The organism is Secundilactobacillus malefermentans DSM 5705 = KCTC 3548 (assembly GCF_001436395.1).
In the GTDB taxonomy this organism is placed as follows: Bacteria; Bacillota; Bacilli; order Lactobacillales; family Lactobacillaceae; genus Secundilactobacillus; species Secundilactobacillus malefermentans.
Genome location: NZ_AZGJ01000002.1, coordinates 1 through 24423, shown reverse-complemented (window position 1 = coordinate 24423; position 24423 = coordinate 1). Strand labels below are relative to the sequence as shown.

19 protein-coding genes, 1 tRNA gene, 1 riboswitch and 1 other annotated feature are annotated in these 24423 nt (G+C 39.1%); of the genes, 14 read left to right on the top strand and 6 right to left on the bottom strand.

All coding sequences use genetic code 11. The features are described from left to right. Window positions 1–25 precede the first annotated feature (25 nt). A complete protein-coding gene (locus tag FD44_RS10610; protein ID WP_010620042.1) occupies window positions 26–196 on the bottom strand; it encodes an SPJ_0845 family protein in 171 nt (56 codons plus the stop codon). 137 nt (window positions 197–333) lie between these two features. On the opposite strand from FD44_RS10610, the gene FD44_RS00695 reads away from it, so the two are divergent. The 5 genes from FD44_RS00695 (at window position 334) to FD44_RS00675 (ending at window position 7818) form a co-directional block, all read left to right on the top strand. Next, entirely contained in the window at window positions 334–1806 is a 1473-nt protein-coding gene (locus FD44_RS00695; protein ID WP_010620041.1) for an ABC transporter substrate-binding protein/permease, read from the top strand. Next, the gene (locus FD44_RS00690; RefSeq protein ID WP_010620040.1) at window positions 1796–2542 is read left to right on the top strand and encodes an amino acid ABC transporter ATP-binding protein; all 747 of its coding nucleotides are present in this window, start codon (window positions 1796–1798) and stop codon (window positions 2540–2542) included. The genes FD44_RS00695 and FD44_RS00690 overlap by 11 nt, the downstream gene beginning before the upstream one ends. Window positions 2543–2669: 127 nt before the next feature. After that, window positions 2670–4460: an excinuclease ABC subunit UvrC gene (uvrC, locus tag FD44_RS00685; protein ID WP_010620039.1), complete on the top strand. Its 1791-nt coding sequence runs from the start codon at window positions 2670–2672 to the stop codon at window positions 4458–4460. Between the two features lie 92 nt (window positions 4461–4552). Further along, window positions 4553–5851, top strand: a complete 1299-nt coding sequence (obgE, locus tag FD44_RS00680) for a GTPase ObgE (protein ID WP_010620038.1) — start codon at window positions 4553–4555, stop codon at window positions 5849–5851. A 44-nt stretch (window positions 5852–5895) separates the two neighbouring features. Continuing rightward, entirely contained in the window at window positions 5896–7818 is a 1923-nt protein-coding gene (locus tag FD44_RS00675) for an acyltransferase family protein (protein WP_010620037.1), read from the top strand. A gap of 43 nt (window positions 7819–7861) precedes the next feature. Here the strand turns inward: FD44_RS00675 and FD44_RS00670 are convergent, their stop codons facing one another. Further along, window positions 7862–8605 (bottom strand): hypothetical protein, encoded by a 744-nt coding sequence (locus FD44_RS00670; RefSeq protein ID WP_010620036.1) that lies wholly within the window; start codon window positions 8603–8605, stop codon window positions 7862–7864. A 419-nt stretch (window positions 8606–9024) separates the two neighbouring features. Here FD44_RS00670 and rnz point away from each other — a divergent pair, with 419 nt between their 5' ends. From rnz to FD44_RS00645, 4 genes are all read left to right on the top strand, one after another. Next, window positions 9025–9963, top strand: coding sequence for a ribonuclease Z (gene rnz / locus FD44_RS00660; RefSeq protein ID WP_010620034.1), 939 nt, complete (start codon window positions 9025–9027; stop codon window positions 9961–9963). 51 nt (window positions 9964–10014) lie between these two features. Beyond that, complete coding sequence (recJ, locus tag FD44_RS00655) at window positions 10015–12336, top strand: single-stranded-DNA-specific exonuclease RecJ (RefSeq protein WP_010620033.1); 2322 nt, start codon at window positions 10015–10017, stop codon at window positions 12334–12336. Between the two features lie 23 nt (window positions 12337–12359). Next, window positions 12360–12878: an adenine phosphoribosyltransferase gene (locus tag FD44_RS00650; RefSeq protein ID WP_029327562.1), complete on the top strand. Its 519-nt coding sequence runs from the start codon at window positions 12360–12362 to the stop codon at window positions 12876–12878. An 80-nt stretch (window positions 12879–12958) separates the two neighbouring features. After that, window positions 12959–13046, top strand: a tRNA-Ser gene (locus FD44_RS00645). 55 nt (window positions 13047–13101) lie between these two features. On the opposite strand, the gene FD44_RS00640 is transcribed toward FD44_RS00645, so the two are convergent. After that, the gene (locus tag FD44_RS00640; RefSeq protein WP_010620031.1) at window positions 13102–13422 is read right to left on the bottom strand and encodes a heavy metal-binding domain-containing protein; all 321 of its coding nucleotides are present in this window, start codon (window positions 13420–13422) and stop codon (window positions 13102–13104) included. Window positions 13423–14070: 648 nt separating this feature from the next. On the opposite strand from FD44_RS00640, the gene FD44_RS00630 reads away from it, so the two are divergent. Further along, window positions 14071–14346 carry a hypothetical protein gene (locus FD44_RS00630; RefSeq protein WP_029327561.1) on the top strand — a complete coding sequence of 92 codons (276 nt, stop codon included), beginning with the start codon at window positions 14071–14073 and terminating at the stop codon, window positions 14344–14346. 26 nt (window positions 14347–14372) lie between these two features. Here FD44_RS00630 and FD44_RS00625 read toward each other — a convergent pair whose 3' ends face one another. Beyond that, entirely contained in the window at window positions 14373–15092 is a 720-nt protein-coding gene (locus FD44_RS00625; protein WP_010620028.1) for a hypothetical protein, read from the bottom strand. A 127-nt stretch (window positions 15093–15219) separates the two neighbouring features. After that, window positions 15220–15310, top strand: a riboswitch (SMK box riboswitch). Here FD44_RS00625 and metK point away from each other — a divergent pair. Together metK and FD44_RS00615 are read left to right on the top strand one after the other, a co-directional pair. Then, on the top strand, window positions 15308–16501 hold the full coding sequence (gene metK, locus FD44_RS00620; protein ID WP_010620027.1) for a methionine adenosyltransferase: 1194 nt from the start codon (window positions 15308–15310) through the stop codon (window positions 16499–16501). Its footprint overlaps the riboswitch before it by 3 nt. 56 nt (window positions 16502–16557) lie before the next feature. Then, on the top strand, window positions 16558–18051 hold the full coding sequence (locus tag FD44_RS00615; protein ID WP_033445234.1) for an MDR family MFS transporter: 1494 nt from the start codon (window positions 16558–16560) through the stop codon (window positions 18049–18051). 100 nt (window positions 18052–18151) lie between these two features. Here the strand turns inward: FD44_RS00615 and FD44_RS00610 are convergent, their stop codons facing one another. After that, window positions 18152–18808 (bottom strand): phosphatase PAP2 family protein, encoded by a 657-nt coding sequence (locus FD44_RS00610; RefSeq protein ID WP_010620025.1) that lies wholly within the window; start codon window positions 18806–18808, stop codon window positions 18152–18154. Window positions 18809–18924: 116 nt separating this feature from the next. Continuing rightward, window positions 18925–19128, top strand: a binding site (T-box leader). A gap of 79 nt (window positions 19129–19207) precedes the next feature. On the opposite strand from FD44_RS00610, the gene leuS reads away from it, so the two are divergent. Beyond that, window positions 19208–21628: a leucine--tRNA ligase gene (leuS, locus tag FD44_RS00605; RefSeq protein ID WP_010620024.1), complete on the top strand. Its 2421-nt coding sequence runs from the start codon at window positions 19208–19210 to the stop codon at window positions 21626–21628. 19 nt (window positions 21629–21647) lie between these two features. Here the strand turns inward: leuS and FD44_RS00600 are convergent, their stop codons facing one another. After that, window positions 21648–22562 (bottom strand): alpha/beta hydrolase, encoded by a 915-nt coding sequence (locus FD44_RS00600; RefSeq protein ID WP_050899322.1) that lies wholly within the window; start codon window positions 22560–22562, stop codon window positions 21648–21650. Between the two features lie 161 nt (window positions 22563–22723). Here FD44_RS00600 and FD44_RS00595 point away from each other — a divergent pair, with 161 nt between their 5' ends. Next, complete coding sequence (locus FD44_RS00595; protein WP_010620022.1) at window positions 22724–24388, top strand: putative polysaccharide biosynthesis protein; 1665 nt, start codon at window positions 22724–22726, stop codon at window positions 24386–24388. The last annotated feature ends 35 nt before the right edge of the window (window positions 24389–24423 follow it).

Sequence of the window (24423 nt, the reverse complement as noted above, 5' to 3'; positions counted from 1 at the left end):
TAACCATTTTTCGAAAATTAACTAATTATTTATGAAAATGATCGTCCCGATCAAGTAATGGCTTAGCCTTTTTGAGGTCCTTATGTGCTTCATCGTGCTTTAGAAATTTATCACGTTTAGCGTCTTTTGGATCCATTCGAGCAAATTTTCCAAACATAGCGTCTAAGTCATCTTGACGTTTAACTTTAATAGCCATTTCTCCATCTCCTTACTTTGACGCTATCATAGCAGAAAAAATGTTGTTTGTCATATGGTTTGCCATCTGAGTCAGAATCTTATAAAACATTGAAATATTGCTATCAGGAAAATTGAAAAATAAAGAGGAATAGAATAATGAAGGAACTAAAACAGTTATTAATAATGATGGCAATGGTCATAGTGGGAATTACTGCAATGTCTATGGCGCCAAGTAGCGTTCATGCTGCGACGGATAATTCACTTGCAGCAGTACAAAAAAAGGGAACTTTGGTATTAGCGACGAGCCCTGATTATCCGCCATATGAGTTTCAGGTTAATCAAAAAGGTAAGAGCAAAATAGTAGGGATGGATGTCTCAATCGCAAAGAAAATAGCGAAAGACATCCACGTCAAACTAGTGATTAAGAGTATGACGTTTGATTCGTTGCTGGTTGCCCTTGAAACCGGTAAAGCGGATATGGTTTTGGGAGGAATGAATCCAACCCCATCTCGTCGACAAAGCGTTGATTTCTCAGACATTTATTATATGGGTGGGCAAGACTTCCTTATTAATAAAGCGGATGCAAGCAAATATCCAAATCAAAAATCGTTAGCAAACCAAAAAATTGGGGCTCAAACGGGGACACTACAATATAATTTGGCAAAAAAATATATCCCTGGAGTTACGATTAAGGGAATGGATAAAGGAACAGATTTGGTATTAGCACTTAAAACGCATAAATTGGAAGCAGTAGGGATGGAAAAGCCAACGGCAGAGGCATACGCCAAGAACGATTCCAGCGTTATTGCGATTCACTCTTCCTATAAGTTAGATAAAAATAGTACGGGTTCCGCCATTGCGTTTAGAAAAGGTTCTGATAGTCTAGTTGCGGCCGCAAACAAAAGTATTCGCGAAATAAAGAAAGATGATCTAATTAATAAGGTTTATTTGAATCAAGCTGGAAAATATTTGAAAGTTAATACTGCGAACACCTCAATGGGCCATTACTGGAAGTATTTCGCAGAGGGGGTTGAATATACCCTAATCATAGCAGCTGTTTCAGGAATCATTGGTGTTTTATTGGGAGTTATTTTAGCCTTAATGCGACTTGCCAACAATAAACTATTGAAGGGAATTGCAGTGGGGTATATTGAATTTGTTCGTGGGACACCACTTATGGTTCAAGTCTTGTTCGTCTACTTTGGTGTTGGGGTTATCATCAATTTACCTGCACTCGTTTCAGGAATAATAGCAGTTTCCCTAAACAGTGGAGCGTATATAGCTGAAATTATTAGAGGTGGAATTGACTCAGTTTCTAAGGGGCAAGACGAGGCAGCAAAAAGTCTGGGATTGTCGAAGACGGATATCATGCGTTCCGTTATTTTACCTCAGGCACTTAAAAATATTTGGCCAGCGTTGGGGAACGAATTTATTTCGCTTATCAAGGAAAGCTCGATTGTGTCGATTATTGGGGTTACTGATTTAATTTATCAGCTAAATATCGTGCGTGCAGACACTTATCGTGGTGTTATGCCAGTGTTTGTAGCGATGGTTCTGTACTTTATTTTAACGTTCGGACTAACCAGAATTTTGAATCATTTTGAAGGGAGGATGCAACATGACTCATAATGCGGTAATTGAAGTAAAAGATTTAGCGAAAAAGTATGGGAAAAATGACGTTTTAAAGAATATTTCCGAGGAAGTTCATGATGGACAAGTTATCTGTGTGATTGGTCCTTCTGGGGCAGGGAAAAGTACGTTCCTTCGTTGCCTGAATAAGTTAGAGTCGCCAACAAAGGGCCAGATTAAGTTTAATGGGACCGAAATAACGACGCTATCTGAAAAAGAACTAAGTACGGTGCGTGAAAAAATGGGAATGGTTTTTCAAAATTTTAATTTATTTCCGAACATGACGGTCATTCAGAATTTAGTACTCGCCCCAATTAAGGTTAAAAAAATGAGCAGCCAAGACGCTGAAAAAGAGGCCCGTTCATTACTCAAACGGGTTGGCCTAGAAGAAAAAGCAAATGCATATCCTGATAGTCTCTCTGGAGGTCAGCAACAGCGGGTAGCAATTGCCCGGGCACTGGCAATGAATCCACAAGTAATGCTTTTTGATGAGCCCACTAGCGCTTTGGACCCAGAGATGGTTGGAGAAGTACTTGCAGTGATGAAAGAGCTGGCCGAAGAAGGAATGACAATGGTCGTTGTGACCCATGAAATGGGATTTGCTAAGCAGGTGGCAGATGAAATTTGGTTTATGGCGGACGGTTATATTCAAGAACAAGGGACGCCGACTGAAGTATTTGATCATCCTAAAACTGACCGAGCAAAAGATTTTATTAGTAAGATTATTAATAGTTAGTAGTGGCATAAAGGGTCGGAATAATATTATTCCGATTCCTTTTTGATTCAAGATGTGATAATTGAACCAAACGTTTATTCGGGTTATAATCAAATAGCTGAATTTAAAGACTATAGGGGGGATTTTGATGGCTTCAGAGCATATTGAACATAAGCTAGCACTACTTCCTGGACTTCCTGGTTGTTATTTGATGAAGAACATAAATGGCAAAATTATTTACGTTGGGAAGGCAAAAAATTTAAAGAATCGGGTGCGGTCCTATTTTAAAAGTCATCATGATGGGAAAACAGCCCATTTGGTGTCTGAAATAGCTGATTTTGAAACGATTATTACCTCCACTGATAAAGAAGCCTTTCTTCTTGAAATTACATTAATTCAAAAACATCAACCACATTACAATATTAAACTCAAACAGGGAACTGGATACCCATATATTAAAATTACGAATGAACGTGATCCTCAATTGAAGATTGTTAGTAGCGTTCGTAAAGATGGTGGGTTTTACTTTGGACCTTATCCAAATGTTTATGCAGCTGAAGAAACGTTACACTTCCTTGAAAAAGTTTATCCGTTGCGACGTTGTAATGGTTACCAGCATCGTCCTTGTCTTTACTATCACATGGGACAATGTCTGGGGGCTTGCTTTAAAGAGGTCCCAGTTGAGGAATATGAAGAGCAAATAAAGAAAATAAAATCTTTCTTAAATGGTAATGTCGCAGATGTAAAGAAAGATTTGAAAATAAGAATGGATAAAGCAGCGCAAAGCATGGAATTTGAACGAGCAGCAGAATTGCGCGATCAGATTCACTACATCGAAGTCACTGTTGAAAAGCAAAAAATTATTTCAAATGACCGAACACCGAGAGATATTTTTAACTTCTACTTTGATAAAGGGTGGCTTTCAATTCAGGTATTCTTTATTCGCCAGTCGCGCCTAATGAAACGTGAAAAACGGCTATTCCCAGTTGTTAACGATGCTATTGAGGAAATGACCACTTTTATCCTTCAATTTTATAATCGGAAAAATAATGTGTTACCACGAGAGATACTGGTTCCAAAAGAAATTCCCCACGAAATTCTAAGTGATATTTTACAGTTACCAGTTAGAACTCCAGTCAGGGGAGAAAAGCGATCATTGCTAGAAATGGCCGGTAAGAACTCCAGACTCGTGCTAGAAGAGAAGTTTCGTTTACTGGAACTTGATGAGCAGAAAACGGTTGGCGCAATGGAAGAGATTACTAAGGCACTAGGAATTGCGCCTGGCCATAAAATTGAGGCGTTTGATCATTCTCATATTCAAGGTGCTGATTTAGTATCCGCGATGGTCGTCTTTATTGATGGACAACCTAATAAAAGCTTGTATCGTAAATATAAATTGCGAACGGTGGATCACGCCGATGAAGCTGCCAGTACACGTGAAGTCATTCGACGGCGTTACACACGTTTACTGAAGGAGCACGCTAAGATGCCAGACCTCGTTTTGATGGATGGTGGCGATATTCAACTTAATGCGGCAAAAGATGTGATGGAAAATGAACTGGGCTTAGATATCCCAGTTGCTGCAATGGTTAAAAATGATAAACATAAAACAGCAGATTTACTTGCAAGTGAAGGTGATACGCCGCTTCATTTGGATCCAAAATCTCAAGGGTTCTATTTGCTTCAAAGAATTCAGGATGAGGTTCATCGATTTGCAATAACATTTCATCGGCAAGTTCATTCAAAGCATTCTTTGAGCTCTAGACTGGATGATATTCCAGGAGTTGGCCCAAAAACGAGAAATAAATTGCTTAGAAAATTTGGATCAATCAAAAAAATTGCTGAAGCCGCTCCTGATGAATTAAAAGAACTTGGTATTTCAACCACAGTTGTCGACACCATCAAAGTAACGCTAAAGCAGAATGAAACCAGCCAATAACCAACTATGAAGCAGTTGGAGAACATGTTATAATCTTGGGGATAACAACTTCGGAAAAAGGAAAAACGTCAGATAGAGAATGAGGAATATAAATGTTTGTAGATCAAGTAACAATAAACGTAAAAGCTGGTAATGGCGGCAACGGAATGGTTGCCTTTAGACGAGAAAAGTACGTTCCAAATGGTGGCCCAGCCGGTGGCGATGGCGGCCGTGGCGGCAACGTTGTCTTTAGAGCAGACGAGGGGCTAAGAACCCTGATGGACTTTAGATATAATCAAAAATTTAAAGCTAATAGTGGAACCAATGGTGGTATAAAAGGGATGACAGGCGCAGGAGCCGATGATCGGATTATTCGTGTCCCTCAAGGAACAACTGTAATCGATGAAGAAACCAACGCTGTTATCGGTGACTTGGTAGATTCTAATGATCAGATTATTGTGGCCGCAGGTGGTCGCGGTGGAAGAGGTAATATTCGATTTGCCTCACCAAAGAATCCGGCACCTGAGTTTGCAGAAAATGGTGAACCAGGAGTAGAACGTCGAGTTAAACTTGAACTTAAAATGTTGGCCGATGTTGGGTTGATTGGATTCCCATCGGTTGGAAAGTCGACGTTACTGTCAGTTATTACAAGTGCAAGGCCTAAGATCGGAGAATATCACTTTACGACATTAGTCCCTAACTTAGGGATGGTAAAGCTTGATGATGGCCGTGATTTTGCTGTTGCAGATTTGCCCGGTCTGATTGAAGGGGCTGCAGATGGTGTTGGCCTAGGAATTCAATTCTTGCGTCATATTGAACGAACTCGTGTGTTGCTTCATTTAATTGACATGAGTGGGGCAGAAGATCGCGATCCATTTGATGACTTTCACAAAATTAACGATGAGTTAAGGAAGTATGATGAAGGCCTTCTTGATAGACCACAAATTATTGTGGCGACAAAGATGGATATTCCAGAGGCTGCGGAAAATTTAGAAGAGTTCAAAAAGCAGCTTGCGGAAGATACAACATTACCAAATCAACCGCAAATCTTTGCCATATCGGCTGTGACTCATAGCGGACTGAAGCAATTAATTATTCAAACTGTTGAGTTATTGGATAAGACGCCTCAATTCCCAGTTAAGGGTCTTGATGATTTGGAGACAGAAGAAGATGTTATTCCTGAGAACGTTCCAGATTTTGAAATTAATCAAGATGAAGATGGAACCTGGGTATTAACTGGTCAGCGAATTGAGAAATTATTCCAAATGACAGATTTAAACCATGAGGCTAGTTTAACTAGATTCTCAAGGCAGATGCGTGGAATGGGTATCGATGATGAACTGCAAGAAATGGGTGCAAAAAATGGTGATCTTGTTCAAATTGAAGATTTCACTTTTGAGTACGTGGAATAGAGTTGTCATTGGCAAATAGGGGCCGATAAAAAGGGGAAGTTTTAATGGAAAAGACAAATGAGCGACGACTTAAAAATAGTCGTTACATCACTGGCTTTGATGGTATTAGGACGCTGGCGGTAATTGGTGTCATTGTCTATCATTTGCTACCGTACCGACTTCAAGGGGGATATCTAGGAGTACCCATTTTCTTTGTGGTATCTGGATACTTGATTACGGATTTACTTTTACAAGAATATGAACAAAACCGACGAATTGATTTAGTGGGTTTTTATGAACGGCGATTAAAGCGGTTGTATCCGGCACTGGTTGCAATGGTTTTAGCAACTGCCGCGTATATTACGCTGTTTCAGCGAAGTCTTCTGACCGGGTTAAAAGATATCATTTGGACTAATTTCCTGTACATTTATAATTGGTGGGAAATTGGTCACGGACAGTCCTATTTTGATAGATTTAATGGTGAGTCTCCGTTTACTCATTTATGGTCACTTTCGATTGAAGGCCAATTCTACTTTATTTGGCCACTGCTCTTAATTGGACTGCTTGCACTCGTTAAGCAACGAAAGCAGATTTTTCAAATTTTACTTTCATTAGCAATTTTGTCCGGAATTTTGATGGCAGCTTTAACAATCGGCGGTGCATCATCCAATCGGGTTTATTACGGGACTGATACTAGATTATTTGCTGTTCTGTTTGGTGTTGCGCTTGCGTTTGTTTGGCCGGCTACTAAGTTAAAACCAGTCATCTCGCAAAGGTTGCGATTTACATTAAACGGTGTGGGCGTGGCTAGTCTAATCATTATTATTGCGATGTTTTTCTTAATGTCAGGTCAAAGCCGATTCACCTATGTTGGTGGGATGTTCCTTTTCACTATTTTCTCAACGATTTTAGTTGCCACAATCGCCCATCCGGGTGCGGATATGAATCGATTATTTTCCAATCCCGTTTTCAGTTGGGTAGGAAAGCGGAGCTATGGTATTTATTTGTATCAATTTCCAATTATGATTTTTTACGAAGCCAAAATGACTAATATTGCAGCTCATCCACTTTTTCACGCGGCTATCGAAGTTATTTTAATTTTAGTAGCAAGTGATCTTTCATATCGATATCTAGAAGGGCCACTTCGAAAGTATCACTATCGTCATATAGGTACTTCGATTCGAAGGTTTGTTAAGAAGCAGTCTCCGTATGGATGGAAACGTCTATGGTTGGTTCCCGCTATCTTAATCCTAATTGTTGCCATGACGGGTGCTGTGACGAAGCCAAGTCGAGCAAATCAAGGCGATTTGGCACTTCAAAAGAAAATTGCTACCAACACAAAAGCTGCCAATGCACGCAATAAAGCAATCAAGAAAAAACAAGCCGAATCTAAAAGCTCCTCACAAGCAACTGAAAAGCTGGAATCTAAAAAAACTGCCAGTCTAACTGGTGAGGAAAAAGCAATTGCAACGGATTATCAACTATCTAAAACTGAATTGGACAAGGCTAAAGTTATGAAAGTGACAGCAGTGGGTGATTCAATTTTGGCGGATAATTCAGCAGATTTGCAACGGATTTTTCCACAAATGATTATTTCTGCAAAAGTTGGACGTCAAATTTGGGATGCTCCCGATGTTATTAAGGGGCTGGCTGCGAAAGGTCAGTTAAATGATACGGTTCTGATTAATCTAGGTACGAACAGCCCAATGTCTGATGATCAACTGGATGACGTTATGAAGGCAATTGGTCCTAAACGGCATGTCTATTGGATTAATACGCATGTGCCAACGCGAAATTGGGAACGTGAAGTTAATCAAAAACTGCAGGAAGCGCCTGCACACTATGATAATTTGAAGATTATTGATTGGCATTCAATTAGTAAAAATCAAAGTAAATGGTTCTATGATGACCACGTTCACCCTAATCCGACGGGTAACAAATATTTGGCTGGTTTAGTTGCTAGATCAATGACAAAAACTGAGAAATAAAAAAAGACAAAATCTTCCTGTGCAGGTCGATTTTGTCTTTTTATTATTCCAATTGTAATTGAAGAGTTGCTGGTGTTTTAGCAATTTGGGAACCGGTAGAATTATATCCACCAGAAAAACTGATTGAAACGGGATTAAGCTTTTTCAAACGATCATTAGGTAGCAGTGCCATGGCAAAAAAACTTTTTGATGAATTCGCCTTGATTTGTTGGCCGGCACTTGAATCACTCAGTCCAGACGCAGAACTAACTGTTCCTGCATTATTAAACTTAATTCGACTGACACCATCTATTAAAATAGGTTTGTTTAAATAATTAGTGACCGTGAATTTTAGCTGAAGCGTGGTATAAGAAGATCCTATCTTTACGGTAGAAAAGGCAGTTTCTGCTGCATCGACTGCTCGACTAGTAGTCGCTTTATTCTGATAAATTTTATGGTTGGTCAGTTCATATTTAATTTGCTTATTTTGGGTGATTAAATGACTCGTTTTACTGCTTTTTAGGGTGAGCTTAGTTCCTAACGAATCATAACTAAATTGATTAATTTTAGTCAATTTACCACTCTTAACGTATTGTTCACTCTTTTTATCCTTTGATGGAACGGAAAAGTTGGCTTGAGTCTCGTTCTTCGAAGCTTGAAGTTTACTTGATTCGCTTGCTTTAGAGGATTCGGAAGTTTTTACTGAATTGTGACTGCTATCATTCTCTGATGGTTTGCTCGTAGATTGACATCCTGCCAAAAGGAGTAATGGCAGCAATATTGCGGTTACTAAAAACTTTTTATTCATGGATGGTCTCCTAATTAATGATAATTTTATTTCCTTCAATTTTGAATCCATAAACCCGAGTCGGCGAATCTTTTTTTACAAAAATACTAAGAGATTCGGACAATTCTTTCGTGATATTAAGTAATGAGGTTAAGGATAGCGGTTCTTTGTCACCACCTAAGAGTACCAGAGTATTTTTATTTAGGAAAGTATCGACAACCGGTAATTGTTTACCGAGATACTCGACGTATATTAGTAGGTCAGGTCTTAGATCAGAGCTCATTATTCGAAAGTCTGAAAGCTGCATTTTATCCTCAATTCCGCGATTAATAAATCGCAATTTCCTATATGTATGCTACAATTGATAAGGCAAAAATGAAAGTAAAATTTAAATGGATTAATTATAAAAGTAGACTATTAAGTTAGAAAAGGATAACAATATGCAATTAGAATTCTTAGGAACTGGTGCAGGTGTACCAGGAAAGTTTAGAAACGTTTCAAGTCTTGCTTTAAAGCTCCTGGAAGAGCGGAACTCAGTGTGGCTCTTCGATTGTGGAGAAGGGACACAACAGCAAATACTTCGAACAACATTAAAACCGAGAAAGATTGATAAAATATTTATCTCACATTTGCATGGGGATCATATTTTTGGATTACCTGGCTTGTTAAGTAGCCGCTCATTTCAAGGTGGAGAAACACCGTTAACGATATACGGACCAAAAGGAATTAAAAATTTTGTCATGACGAGTTTACACGTCACAGAAACAAAACTGTCCTATTTTATTAAGTTTGAAGAGTTAGAAAAGCCTGGGGAAATTTATGATGATGATAAATTTACCGTCTATATGGCACCTTTAGATCATAAGATAGATTGTTTTGGCTACCGAGTTGTTGAAAAAGATCATCCAGGTGAGCTAATGGCAGATAAGGTAAAGGCAGCCAACGTTCCCTTTGGACCACTTTACGGTCGACTTAAGAAAGGGGAAACGGTTGAACTCCCTGATGGTCGCGTTTTAGATGGTCAAGATTTTATTGGTAACGCACAAAAAGGCCGAATTATTACCGTTATTAGTGATACGAGAAAAACGGCTAATATTGCAGAGCTTGCGACTAATGCTGATGTATTAGTTCATGAAAGTACTTTTGGAAAAGGTGAGGGCAACTTGGCCTATAACTATTATCATTCAACTAACATCCAAGCTGCTCAAGTTGCGAAGAAGGTGGGCGTTAAGAAACTTTTACTAACGCACATTTCAGCAAGATATACCTCTAAAATGGCGCATGAACTTGAAAAAGAAGCCAAAAAGGTATTTTCAGACACTAAAGTTGTGAAGGATTTTGATGAGATAGAAGTTCCATTTGATAAATCTAGACATTAATGGGAACAACTCGCAAAAAATCGTCATTGAGAGTAGGGAGCGTTTGGTCAATTGATAAAATCACAATATAAATGGAATGTTAAAAATGTTGATCAACCATCTGATGAAGCAAAAAAATTAGGTCAGGAATTAGAACTTGATCCGATTATTTGCCAAATATTAATTAATAGAGGCTATGAAGATGCAGATTCAATTCAAAACTTTTTGAATCCGAATCCTGATCAATTAGCTGATCCTTTATTAATGCATGATATGCAACGTGGAATTGATCGTATTGAGGAAGCTGTTTCAAACAGCGAAAAAATAACCGTTTACGGGGACTATGATGCTGATGGCGTCACTAGCACCGCCATTATGTATGAGGCATTGGACCAGCTTGGCGCTGAGGTTGAGTTTTATATTCCAAATCGATTTAGTGATGGTTATGGGCCAAACGTCGAAGCCTTAAAAAAAATAATCGAGAACGGGACAACTTTAATTATTACAGTAGATAATGGGGTTTCTGGTAATGAAGCCATCGCCGCCGCCAATAAGTTGAACTGTGATGTTGTTGTAACCGATCATCACGAATTACCTGAACAACTACCAGATGCTTACGCGATTATTCACCCCAGATTTCCAGGAAGTAACTATCCATTTGGGGGCCTTTCAGGGGCAGGTGTTGCGTTTAAAGTGGTGACCGCACTTCTACAAGAGATACCACAGGACGCACTTGATTTAGTGGCAATTGGGACAGTTGCTGATTTAGTGCCAATGACTGGAGAAAATCGAGTACTCGTTTATTATGGGTTACAAGCAATTTCGCAAACTGCCAGGTTAGGGTTATCAGCTTTGATTAAAGAAGCCAAAATTAATCCTGAAGAACTTGATGAGCAAAGTATTGGATTTGGCATCGCACCAAGACTGAACGCGTTAGGTCGACTAAATGATGCTGCACCAGCGGTTGAGCTCCTAACAACGGTTGATGAAGATCGAGCAACAGAACTCGCTCGAGATGTTGAAAGCCAAAATAAAGAACGACAGGAATTAGTTAAACAAATCAGTTTAGAAGCTGAAGCGCAGGCTGACACAGAAACTAATCGTAACAGCCAAACGTTAATTATTGATGGTAATAATTGGCATGAAGGTGTTTTAGGAATAGTTGCGAGTCGTATCGTTGAAAAAACGGGAAAACCGACCATTGTTTTAAATCGTGATTCTACAACCGGACGGGCCAAGGGATCGGGGAGAAGCGTTGATGGCTTCGATCTTTTTTCTGCTTTAGATGGACATCGTGATTTAATGGTCAATTTTGGTGGTCATGCGATGGCCGTGGGAATGACCACGACTATTGATAACATTAATCAAGTTCGAGAGGCACTTGAGCAAGAAGCCGACAAGCAAAAATTAAGTGAGCAAGAAAGGTCGCAAGTTAAGGTTGCAGCTACGCTAAATTTAGCCGATACAACAATGGACTTTTTCCACTTGATGAAGCGACTTGCACCGTTTGGAACTGATAACCTTGAACCACTTTTTCGATTTGACCCAGACAGTATTTCTGGCGTAAAGGTAATGGGTGCAGATAAAACGCATTTACGTTTTAAATTAGGACAGAATGGGAAATCCTTAGACGCCATTGCGTTTGGAAAAGGATCGCTTGCAAAAGACATTCAGAATGGCCCGAATGACACTGAAATTATTGGTTGCCTAGATCTTAACGTTTGGAAAGGTAGATCTACCCTACAAGTAATGGTAAAGGATGTTCTTGTGAGTGGGACTCAGCTCTTTATTAAACGAACGAATCAATTAAACCAACAAATGTTTCAAAAACCTGGTGTTTACCTCTTTTTCCATAAGAAAATAATGACCCAATTGCTTCCGTTTATAGGAGAGAATGCCCAAGGTATCCTTTTTGAAGATTTTTCAATCCAGCAAGTTAATCCGGAAACGGTTATCTATATTGTTGATTGTCCAGATACAATTGAAGACCTAGGGGGCATTCTTAAACAAGTAAAACCTAGCAAAATTGTGCTGTATTTGTACAAAAAGCAGCCTATTTCGCTTTTGGGGATGCCAGAACGCGCTCAGTATGCTAAACTGTTTAAGTTCGTGGAAACACACAGAAATGTTGATATTGCCCATCAAATGGATGAATTGGCAAAGTATTTAGAAATTAATCGGAACGTATTAGTATTTATGATACAAGTTTTCTTTGAGGTAGGGTTCGTTCAGGTTAGTCAAGGCCTAATGAGTGGCGCTGCTAAACCAAGTAGAGTCGATTTAGCAGCTGCTCCAAGCTATCAATTAAGAGAACAACAAATTGAAACAGAAGAAAAACTACTGCTAAGTAATGCAAATGAGCTAAAAGTTTGGTTGCAAACGCAGCTAGTTTAACGAATTAAAGGAGTTGCTATTTAATGGCATTGGATTTAACCAAATATATTGCGAGTGTACCTGATTACCCAGAAAAGGGCGTTATTTTTCGAGATATTTCACCTTTGATGGCTGATGGCGCGGCTTACCGTGAAGCAACGGATAAGTTGGTCGATTATGCAAAGGATAAAGGTGCTGAAATGGTTGTTGGCCCAGAAGCGAGAGGCTTTATTGTTGGTTGTCCAATTGCCTATGAACTTGGTATTGGCTTCGCACCCGCTCGTAAACAGGGAAAGCTACCTCGAGAGACCGTGAAAGCAACGTATGATCTTGAGTATGGTACTTCAGCTCTTTATCTGCATAAAGATGCTATCAAGCCAGGTCAAAAGGTCCTAGTAACTGATGATTTGTTGGCTACTGGTGGCACAATCAGTGCAACCATTAAACTGGTTGAGGAATTGGGTGGCATTGTTGTTGGAACCGCCTTTATCATTGAATTAAAGGATCTGCATGGTCGTGAAAAGATAAGCGATTACGATATTTTTAGTTTGATGGAATATTAATAATAAAGCGTACTATTTTTGTTAAGTCCAACTTGGCAGAAGTTGTCAAAATTGCTATACTTAATAAGTACGCTACTTATGGAGAGTTGGCAGAGTGGTAATGCAACGGACTCGAAATCCGTCGAACCGGCTTATACCGGCGCGCAGGTTCAAATCCTGTACTCTCCTTACTAAAAAGGGCCTATTAAAGTATGATTATCATACTTTAATAGGCCCTTTTGTTTTATATAAATTTAACTGCAGTTCCATAAGCGGCGACTGATTGCATGTCAGTACCAATTGATCCAGAGTCAAAGCGCATCATAACGACGGCATCGCCGCCCATGTCAGCCGCATTTTTCCTTAAGCGGTCAATCGCAATGTCTCGAGATTCGGTTAGCATGTTGGTGTAATCTTTAATTTCACCGCCAACGACGTTCTTCAATCCAGCACCAATATTCCTAAAAACATTTTTGGATTGGGTTGTAAGGCCAAATACCTCGCCGATGACCTCATATTCTTTACCAGGGATGTGTTCTGTCGTAGTGATTAGTATTTCAGTCATTATGATCTCCTCCTTGTAGTCAGCCATTAAAGCCATCGAAAATTATTTTATCCGTCTAGGCTTTAAATTAAATAAAATTGAAAAGAATAACGTACTTAATATTGTAATCAAACTGAATCGGAAAAGTTTCATTAGAAAACCACCTCATTAAATTATAATATTTTTCCGGTTTCAACTTCATAATACGCTAAAAAAAGAGAAAATTCCAAAAGTTGTGAAAACGTTTTTTCGGGGTTGCGGTGCACTTGAAAAAAAGCACTTTCCCAGTTTAATAGGATTCGTAATTTAAAAATAAAGGCCTTTTTCACTTTAGCGTTTTTTTCCGCATTTGGCCGTTTTTTTCTCATTTGCTTATCCCATGGGAGAGTAAGGATTGTTAGACTCGATTAAAAAACGATTAAAACGAAAGTGAACTTGGAAGCGTTTGTAAGACAACTTGAAAGGGTTTGCAAGAGCACTTTGTTTTTTTGTTCTCATTCATTAGTATAGATTGTAATAAAGCAGAAGGAGTGAACCTATTTGTCCTCATTTTCGAGAACAATTCAGACCCATTTAAGATCGTTAGAAGCATGTAATAAGTTTTTGAAAGAGGAGAATCAAGCAATTTTTAGAGTAAAAGTGATAAATAGTCGAAATAAGGAGGAAATTATGTTGGTAAATGATGGTATGAAATTATTAAAAGAAATGTTGATGAGTGATGGGGAATTACATATTGAGGTGACAATTGAAGGAATAGGCTTGCTCATTAAGAAGGAGTACGCAATAGTCGAGGGTGAATGTAAAATGGTTGATTTTAAAGGGTGGATTGGTGACGAACGTCTTGAATTTGAGGATTTAATGACCACACTGGATGACCAACTACAAATGAACATCAAATTAAAAAAGCCTGGCGTTATCTTTCCAAACTTATTCATCGCATTATAAAAAGCCCTCATCATAATGACGAAGGCTTAAAGCGCGAAAGAGATAATAATCTGTAAAATTCCAAATATGATTAACCACCAATGCGATTTGAGCAATAGCGGTTTTGCGTACCAGGAAACCAGTAACAATATGACAGAGACGAAAGCAAGAAAAATATGGGATAAGAAGAAAATAGCGACCACTGTTGCACCCAATAAAACAATTGATGTGATTGAGATGGACTGTGTTTTTTTCGTAAAATATGGTTCTAAGAAAAAGGCCGTTAGAAACCAAAAAGCAATGAAACTCGTGAACAGTGCATTTGGAAAATAATGATATTGACCATAATAGATGGTAATTGGCACAACAGCTACGACTAAAAGTGAGATAGTAAGTAGGCCAAAATAATTTTGCAGTTGTAATTGCGGGATGCACGAGGCGAATAGCCCGATAATTAGCAAAAGTAGTAACCCAAAGATTGGGAATGTTAACTTTTCAATATCAAGAATAATCGGAATCAAACCGATGATTCCAATCGGCAAGATTAAATTTGAAGAGAAATTAGTATCCATGATAAAAGCAATCAAGAAAGCACTGATCAGACTAAAGGTCATGAGCGATACCGTACGGGTTGTGAGGGAAGATAGAGGATTTGCACCTGTAAATCGAGAAATAATTAACCACCATGCTGTCGTTTCAAGAAAACAGTAGATGAGCATTTCTCGAAGTTTCTTTTGTTTATTTAGTGATCCAAGGTTAAATTTCACTATTAAATTACTCCATAACTTTTAGAATTATAGGCATTATTATAACGCATTTTTTTATTGGTGATAAAGGATTATCCTGTTTAGAAAAATTCGCCGTTACATCAGGGTATTAATTGTGCTAAGATTGTAAAGTTATGAGTTTTCCATTCCCGATAGGATTCACTTCATGTGAAGAAGCCTTGTAACCGTATTTAATCCATAGGGGGAATTTTAAAGTGCAAGAAAAACATTTATTTACTTCAGAATCTGTATCAGAAGGGCATCCCGATAAAATCGCTGATCAAATCAGTGATGCAATCCTAGATGCGATGCTTGAACAAGACCCTGATGCGCGGGTTGCCTGTGAAACTTCAGTTACGACGGGTCTCGTACTCGTTTTTGGTGAAATTTCAACAAAGGCATATGTCGACATTCAACATGTTGTTCGTCAAACCATTAAGAGTATTGGTTACACAGATGGTCGGTATGGCTTTGACGGCGATAACTGTGCCGTTATGGTTGCGATTGACGAGCAGTCACCGGATATTGCTCAAGGAGTTGATGATTCTCTGGAGACTCGTAAGGGTGATGAGGATCCACTTGACCAAATTGGTGCCGGAGATCAGGGTATGATGTTCGGTTATGCAATTGATGAGACACCTGAACTGATGCCACTTCCAATTTCATTAAGCCACCGGTTGATGAGAAAAATTGCTGCGTTACGAAAAGATGGTGTTATCAGTTACTTACGGCCAGATGCTAAGGCTGAAGTGACGGTTGAGTATGATGATGATAATCAACCAATTAGAGTAGACACCGTTGTTCTTAGTACCCAACATGATCCAGATGTTGAGTTAAGCACAATTCGAAAAGACGTTATCGATCAAGTCGTTAAAGCTGTTATTCCAGCTAAGTTACTTGATGATAAAACAAAATTTTTCATTAACCCAACTGGTCGTTTTGTGATTGGTGGACCACAAGGTGATGCAGGCCTAACCGGCCGTAAAATCATCGTGGATACCTACGGCGGTTACGCACGTCATGGTGGTGGTGCTTTCTCAGGAAAGGATGCCACTAAAGTAGACCGTTCAGCTAGTTATGCTGCTCGCTACATTGCAAAAAACATTGTTGCTGCAGGATTGGCTCACCAAGTTGAAGTTCAATTAGCATATGCAATTGGTGTGGCACAACCAGTTTCTATTTCTGTTAATACGTTTGAAACTGGAAACGTTTCGGAAGTTAAGCTAACGAGTGCTATTCGTCAAATTTTTGATCTTCGTCCAGCAGGAATTATTAAAATGCTTGATTTGAAGCGCCCAATCTATAAGCAAACTGCTGCATATGGTCATTTTGGCCGTACAGATATTGATTTGCCTTGGGAACATTTGGATAAGGTTGATGAATTAAAGAAGTTTTTCGATAGAAACTAAAAAAGGACAGCGATAAATTTTGTTTTCTGACAAAATTGTCACTGTTTTTTATTGAGATGAAACACGGAGGTGAAATTTTGGAAAAGAAGAGTAATGTCGTCATTGTGACAATTGCCGTTTTTGTGGCTTCATTCATGTCTGCAATTGAGGGGACCATTGTTTCAACCGCAATGCCAACGATTGTTGGTGATTTGCATGGTGTTTCAATCATGAACTGGATTTTCTCTATCTATCTACTGACAAACGCAATTGCTACACCGATATACGGAAAACTCTCAGATACAATTGGGCGGAAAAAAGTGTTGGTCTTTGGGCTCTCAGTATTTATCATAGGGTCAACTCTCTCCGGTTTATCTGAAAGCATGGGAACGCTTATTATGTGGCGGGCAGTACAAGGGATAGGTGCTGGTGCTATTATGCCAGTGACGTTTACGATTATTGCTGATATTTATCCATTCGAAAAGCGCGCCAAAGTTCTTGGCTTTAACGGAGCCTCATGGGGAATTGCATCTATTGTAGCGCCGTTAATTGGAGGGTTCATTGTTGATCAGTTAACGTGGCACTGGATTTTCTTTATCAACGTTCCAATTGGCATTATTGTCATTGCATTAATTATTATTTTTCATCACGAAACCTTTGTCCCTCGAAAAACAAAGATGGATTATCAAGGGAGTTTATGGCTATCAGTTACCTTGTTAGCAATTATGTATATTTTTCAAATGCTCAGTGAAACGACCATAAACTGGTTCATGGTGGTCGGGACTTTTGTGTTAGCAATTATAACTGGCTATTTATTTATTCGTCGAGAGAAACGAGTTAGCTATCCGATCATTCCTCTTGAACTATTTAAGGACAGAACATTTGTCACTCAAAATTTGGTTGCGGCGCTGATTAGTGGTTATCTTATTGGTTTTGATGTTTACATTCCAATGTGGGCTCAGGGAATCAAAGGTTTGCCAGCTACGATTGCCGGATTTGCTTTAGCGCCTAGCTCAATTATGTGGATGGTGGGGTCCTTTATTGCAGGAAAACTGTTATTGAGTTTGACCCCCAAACGAGTGGTGATGATTAGTCTGACGATTATTTTAATTGGATCTGCTATTTTTGCGCTCTTTCCATATTCAACAGGATTTGGCTGGTTCTACTTAGTCGCCGCAATTTGCGGAACTGGGTTTGGAATTACGATTACAACAACAACGGTTACTGTTCAAAATGAAGTTTCCGCCAAGGACATTGGAATCGCAACTTCATTAAATACGCTTAGTCGAACACTTGGACAAACGCTGATGGTTTCCGTATTTGGAATTGTGTTGAATGTGACCATGGCGAAGGGCGTTAATTCGCATCAATCGACATCCATGTCAATGATGAATAAGTTAATTAATCCTAAAACTGCAACAGATCTTCAGGAAAAACTTTTACCAATTCTACGACATATTTTGTATCAAGGAATTCATTATGTCTTTATTTTGGGAGTTTGTTTGATTCTGATTGCATTTGTAACCAACTGGTTTGATCGACCAGAAATAAAGCAAGATAAGTTAGAGTAGACATAAAAAGGCTTGGCATATTGTAAAATGTGCTAAGCCTTTTGCTTTGTCTGATTAGTAATCCTTAATTAGCGTGAAACTTGGTAAAATTCAAATTTTATTATTTCCATTTGATACCATAGAAAAAAGTTTGAGAAAGGGTTAAAAAAAAGTAACCCAGTAAGAATCCGGCCAATACATCACTTGGATAGTGAACGCCAACATAAATTCGGCTCATTCCAATGATGAGTATCCATATGCATAGGACGAAGATAAGCGGAATTTGAATTTTCTTTGACCTTATCAAATGGCGAATCAGTAGGATAAGGGTTCCAAAGGTTAACATTGCAGTGATTGAATGGCCGCTTGGAAAACTGTATGAAGTTAAATGTAAAAAAGGATTTTCATCCGGACGTGGTCGTTTTACGATTTCTTTGATAATCGAATTTCCCAGGCCGCCCAACAGTAAAACATTAACAAGCAAAAAAGTGGCGTACCGGTAGTTTTTAAAAATTGACGCAATGACGACGATCGCAAACGTCAGAATACCAGCTGGGGTCTGGTTACCAGTTTTAGTCACAAAAATGCCTAGTTGCTTATACGAGTTAAATTCAGGTGCTCGCACATGATTAATAATCCAAGAGTCAAAGACTGAAATCCAATATTGATGCTTACTGACGGCCACCGCTATGATGCAGAACAATAATAATGAAATGATGGCGAACAACCAGCGAATACCGGAAACTTTCCATTCAGTTGTTAGTGAGTTTGATTGCAAAAGGAGTCCTCCCATTCATAAACTAGTCATAGTATAGCACGAAGAAAGTGCCAAATTATCTTGAGCTACCTTGCTTTTTGAGGATAGCTTTGGTAGCATTAGGACATCTTATAAAATTTTAATCTTTAGAGGAATAGTAGGCAAATGATTGCGTTCAGAAACTAAGTGGTTGCTGTGAACTTAGCCCATTCATTAACCGAACTCACCTTGATTGATTTCTGGTTGAATTGTAGTAGATCAGGACGTTTAGTTCGCGTTACGAATTTAAGAGCCCATTTTTTGGGAATCGTAGGTGGTACCGCGGCTAGTTCGTCCTACAAGGAGTGATAACTTCTTGTAGGCTTTTTTTGTATAAATTAAAAAAATTATTTTTATTATTTTGAGAGGGAGCGTTTAAATTTGGCTTATAATCACGAGGTTATTGAACGAAAGTGGCAACACTATTGGAAGGAAAACAAAACTTTCAAGACGTATGATGATTCATCAAAAAAGAAGTTTTACGCACTTGATATGTTTCCTTATCCATCTGGTCAAGGATTACACGTTGGTCACCCTGAAGGTTATACGGCGACTGACATTGTTTCTCGAATGAAACGCATGCAAGGCTATAACGTGCTTCATCCAATGGGTTGGGATGCGTTTGGATTACCTGCTGAACAATATGCGCTCAAAACTGGGCATAATCCTAAGGACTTTACAGCTCAAAATATTAAAACATTTAAACGCCAAATTAAATCACTTGGTTTTTCATACGATTGGGATCGTGAAATTAATACCACGGATCCATCGTACTATAAATGGACGCAATGGATTTTCGAGCAACTTTATAAAAAAGGGTTAGCATACGAAGATAAAATTATGGTTAACTGGGCACCTGACTTCATGGGCGGTACGGTAGTTGCTAATGAAGAGGTTATTGACGGTAAAACAGAACGAGGCGGTTATCCCGTATACCGAGTGCCAATGCGACAATGGGTTTTACGGATTACTGCTTATGCTGACCGACTGATTGATGATCTAGATGATTTGGATTGGCCTGAAAGTATTAAAGAACAACAACGTAATTGGATTGGCCGTTCTGAAGGAGCTAGCGTTTTCTTCAATGTGGCGGGCAGTGATGATCAAAAGATTGAGGTCTTTACGACTAGACCCGATACGTTATTTGGTGCTTCTTACATGGTTTTAGCACCGGAACATGAGTTAGTTGACGAAATTACAACTGACGAACAGCGTGAAGCGGTGAATGCCTATAAGCAACAAATTGAAAGTAAGTCTGATCTTGAACGAACTGATTTAAATAAAAATAAATCAGGTGTATTTACGGGTGCGTATGGGATTAATCCAATTAATGGCAAACAAGTTCCAATTTGGATTGGTGATTACGTACTTGCCTCATATGGGACGGGTGCAATCATGGCCGTGCCTGCTCATGATGAACGAGATTATGATTTTGCCAAGAAATTTGAGTTACCAATTCTTCCAGTTATTGAAGGCGGCGATGTTGCAAACGAAGCTTATACTGGCGATGGTGTGCATATAAACTCCGACTTTTTGAATGGTTTAGGCAAGAAAGAAGCCGTTTCAAAGGCAATCGATTGGTTAGAGTCTCATAATGTTGGTAAGAAAAAGGTTAACTTCCGTCTAAGAGACTGGATTTTCTCTCGACAACGATACTGGGGTGAGCCAATTCCTGTTATTCATTGGGAGGATGGCGAAACAACACTAATTCCAGAAGATGAATTACCGTTGAAATTACCCGCAACTCATCAATTAGAGCCTTCAGGGACCGGTGAGAGCCCATTAGCTAATTTGGATGACTGGGTTAATGTTGTGGATGAGAATGGCCGTAAGGGGAAGCGAGAAACAAATACAATGCCACAATGGGCTGGTAGCTCATGGTACTTCCTCCGCTATATCGATCCACATAATGACAAAGCTGTCGCTGACCCAGAAAAATTAAAGTATTGGTTACCGGTAGATCTTTATATTGGTGGTGCCGAGCACGCCGTCTTACATTTACTTTACGCGAGATTCTGGCACAAAGTCCTTTATGATTTGGGTGTTGTTCCAACTAAGGAACCATTCCACAAGCTTGTTAACCAAGGAATGATTTTGGGAACTAATCACGAAAAGATGTCTAAATCTAAAGGAAACGTCATCAACCCTGATGAAATTGTAAACGCATATGGTGCAGATACTTTACGTATTTACGAAATGTTTATGGGCCCGTTGGATGCTTCTAAGCCATGGAGTACTGAGGGAATTTCTGGTGCGCATAAATGGTTGGACCGCGTTTGGCGACTTATGATCGATGATAATAATCATCTTCGCGACCGCGTAACAACGGTGAATGATCATAAACTCGATAAAATTTATAATGAAACAGTTAAAATCGTGACTGACGATATGACCAATTTAAGGTTTAATGTTGCCATTTCACAGATGATGGTCTTTGTAAACGAGGCGTATAAAGCTGACAACTTGCCAATCATCTATATGGAGGGATTGGTAAAGATGCTTTCGCCAATTGCCCCACATATTACTGAAGAGCTATGGCAACTATTGGGACACACTGAAACAATCACGTATGCCCAATGGCCTACGTTTGATGAGTCTAAATTAGTTGTGGATGAAGTAGAGCTGGCCGTTCAAGTTAACGGAAAAGTTCGTTCTCATATCAAGGTAGCAACTAAGGCAACAAAGGATGAAATTGAAAAGATCGCCTTGGCAGATGAAAATGTTAAGATGCACTTACAAGATGTTACGGTTCGAAAAGTGATTGTTATTCCAAATAAAATTGTGAATATTGTGGTTGGTTAACCACAAAAAAAGCTTGAGACTATTTGGTCTCAAGCTTTTCCTTTTTCCATAGGAAGGAAATTAATCCTCTATTAACATCAAAGTTGTTTTTGTGTAATTTGCTATGCTGTGCATTTTCGCCAACGACTTTTAGTTCTTTATATTTCGCAATTCGTCCACGTAATAGAAAGCCAAGTGATCTTGCCGACGTGATTGTGACGACGCCATCAGAGTTAGAGCCGTTTTCCAAATTTCCATAGATATTTAAAACGCGAATATTTCGGGGAATATTTTTTCTCAATCGAAGGAGTCGACGGTATTCCGGATGAACAATCTTTGGACGGCCATTTGCTAAAAGTGCATTTTCATTAGGCTTGTCTTCCCAAAGATTGCTAAGTGGCGCAGTTTGTGGTTGATTTAGCTTATGATTATTGATGATGCCGTCATATGGACCTGCAATTAAGACCAGTTTATTGGGCTTGGGAAGGTTGGGGTTTTTACCATTCAGCAAGCAATAGTATAGAAGGGCATAACTCCCCATTGAATGGCCAACGGCATTAAATCGCTTGATATGGTACCTATTTTTTAAGGACTTAATAACAGATTTAATCCAAGCGGCATCTTTGAACTCGCCAGCCCGATTGTTATCGAATACAATTTCAATGATTGGGTTTTTGACGTGTTGATGATAGTGTCCGATGTAGTTAAGTTTACCGTTGGGCTTAACATGAATGATTAATTCAGTTTTTGCCACGCCAATTTTTTCAGCAGTTTTAACCATTTGTGATTCTGATTTTAAGCTTCCAGTCCATCCGTGAACAAAGAGCGTTGGGGTAGAATTGAAGGAATAAGTTTTCTTAAGTTTCGCTTTTTTTAAATGAATTGTGTTGATACCAAGAACAATCGACACAATTACAACTAGTATTAATAGGGATAGCCAAATTTTACGTCTCAATTGAAATCAAACCGACCTTACTTTTTTAATTTTATATGTATTGCACCCATGATAGCAGACTCGATTTTGAGAAGCTAGTTAAGCTTTTCTAATTGTCGTTGCTAAGTCTTTAAATTCATATTAGAATAGTTAAGATTGATTAATAGAAAGTAGGGTACAAAATGTCTGAGAGTTCAAATCAAGACACTACCAGCAAACCAACTGTTGATGCACAACGACAAATGGTCAATGGCTCCGCCTGGATGACAGCGGGAAGCATTCTATCACGAATACTTGGTGCAATTTACATTATTCCTTGGGGTATTTGGTTTGGTAGCCTCTTCTTTCAAGGTAACGCGCTATTTGCAAAGGGTTATAATATTTACAGTTTCTTTCTAATTGCGGCGATTGCTGGAATCCCATCAGCAATAGCAAAGCAAGTTGCACATTATAATGCACTAAATGAATATGGGGTTGGCGTTCGACTTTACAAGCTTGGGCTAGTATTGGCTGCTGCAACGGGAATCGTTTGTGCCTTGTTACTTTATTTTGGCGCACCCATATTTGCTGGAGACGATAAAAATGTCATTCCGGTTCTTCATTCTCTAGCTTGGGCAGTCTTGATCATTCCAACCATGAGTCTGACTAGGGGCTATTTTCAGGGATATCAGCAAATGGCACCATCTGCGATTTCTCAATTTGTTGAGCAATTAGCACGGGTTATCTACATGTTAGTGACGGCGTTCGTTATTATGCGCGTCATGCACGGTAGCTGGGTAACTGCTGTTTCTCAATCAACATTTGCAGCATTTGTTGGCGCTGTAGCCGGGCTACTCATTCTTGGCGTTTATTACTTACGAAGACGTGATGAATTCCAAGAACTAGTAAGAAACAGTAGCAACGAAATTATTGTTCCAGCAAAGCAGCTTTACCGTGAAATATTACAGCAGGCGGTTCCGTTTATTATCTTGGGAGCTGGAATTACAATTTTTCAACTGATTGATCAATTTACCTTTTTTAGGATTATGAGATTAGCTGCAAATTATTCGCAAGTTTATTTAAATGATTTATTTGCCATGTTCGCTGCTAATTCAAATAAATTGATTATGATTACAGTTTCCTTATCCTCAGCGTTGGCAATAACTGCTGTTCCGTTACTGTCGGAAGCGTATACCAAAAAAGATCACGGTGAAATCAGCCGACAAATTACAAACGTTTTTTTGATGCTTGAATTCATCATGTTGCCGAGCGCCTTAGGAATGTCCGCGATTGCGGGGCCGTTGAATACCGTTTTTTACGGCCATCAACAAGCACAATTGGCAACACAAATTCTGGAATTTTCATCATACGTTTCGATTATTTTAGGACTTTTTACGGTGACTTCCGCTATTATGCAGGGAATTTCACAGAATAAACGGGCCGTCAGATACTTTCTAGTTGGAACGGTTGTTAAGTTTATTGTTCAAGTGCCGGCTGTTTACTATTTGGGTAGTTTTGGCCCATTAGTCGCAACGGCTGCTGGATTTATCGTTGCAAATTATCTCATCATTCGATCACTGAATCGTCAATTTGGCTTAAATTATCATGCAATTAGTCGAGACACAAACAGGGTACTCTTGTATTCGTTATTAACGTTTGCGGTTGCTTGGGTAATGACCAGACTTTTGGAAATCTTAGTTAACTGGTTGGGATTAGGCAGTGGTAAAGTCATTAGTTTAATTGTGGTACTGATTGCCGCAGCAATTGGTGGCTACGTCTACGTTTATTTGGCTCTCCATTCAAGATTAGCCGATCGCGTTATGGGGTCACGGGTGGGCCGGTTAAGAACCTTATTTAAAATAAAATAAAAAATACCGTTCAGTGCACTAGGCCCTGTCAAGTT

Coding starts and splice junctions, on each gene's coding strand:
- FD44_RS00675 (WP_010620037.1), top strand. CDS start 5,896: ATGGAAAAGACAAATGAGCGACGACTTAAAAATAGTCGTTACATCACT.
- FD44_RS00695 (WP_010620041.1), top strand. CDS start 334: ATGAAGGAACTAAAACAGTTATTAATAATGATGGCAATGGTCATAGTG.
- FD44_RS10610 (WP_010620042.1), bottom strand. CDS start 196: ATGGCTATTAAAGTTAAACGTCAAGATGACTTAGACGCTATGTTTGGA.
- rnz (WP_010620034.1), top strand. CDS start 9,025: ATGCAATTAGAATTCTTAGGAACTGGTGCAGGTGTACCAGGAAAGTTT.
- FD44_RS00615 (WP_033445234.1), top strand. CDS start 16,558: ATGAAACACGGAGGTGAAATTTTGGAAAAGAAGAGTAATGTCGTCATT.
- FD44_RS00595 (WP_010620022.1), top strand. CDS start 22,724: ATGTCTGAGAGTTCAAATCAAGACACTACCAGCAAACCAACTGTTGAT.
- FD44_RS00630 (WP_029327561.1), top strand. CDS start 14,071: ATGTTGGTAAATGATGGTATGAAATTATTAAAAGAAATGTTGATGAGT.
- FD44_RS00670 (WP_010620036.1), bottom strand. CDS start 8,605: ATGAATAAAAAGTTTTTAGTAACCGCAATATTGCTGCCATTACTCCTT.
- obgE (WP_010620038.1), top strand. CDS start 4,553: ATGTTTGTAGATCAAGTAACAATAAACGTAAAAGCTGGTAATGGCGGC.
- FD44_RS00690 (WP_010620040.1), top strand. CDS start 1,796: ATGACTCATAATGCGGTAATTGAAGTAAAAGATTTAGCGAAAAAGTAT.
- uvrC (WP_010620039.1), top strand. CDS start 2,670: ATGGCTTCAGAGCATATTGAACATAAGCTAGCACTACTTCCTGGACTT.
- FD44_RS00640 (WP_010620031.1), bottom strand. CDS start 13,422: ATGACTGAAATACTAATCACTACGACAGAACACATCCCTGGTAAAGAA.
- FD44_RS00650 (WP_029327562.1), top strand. CDS start 12,360: ATGGCATTGGATTTAACCAAATATATTGCGAGTGTACCTGATTACCCA.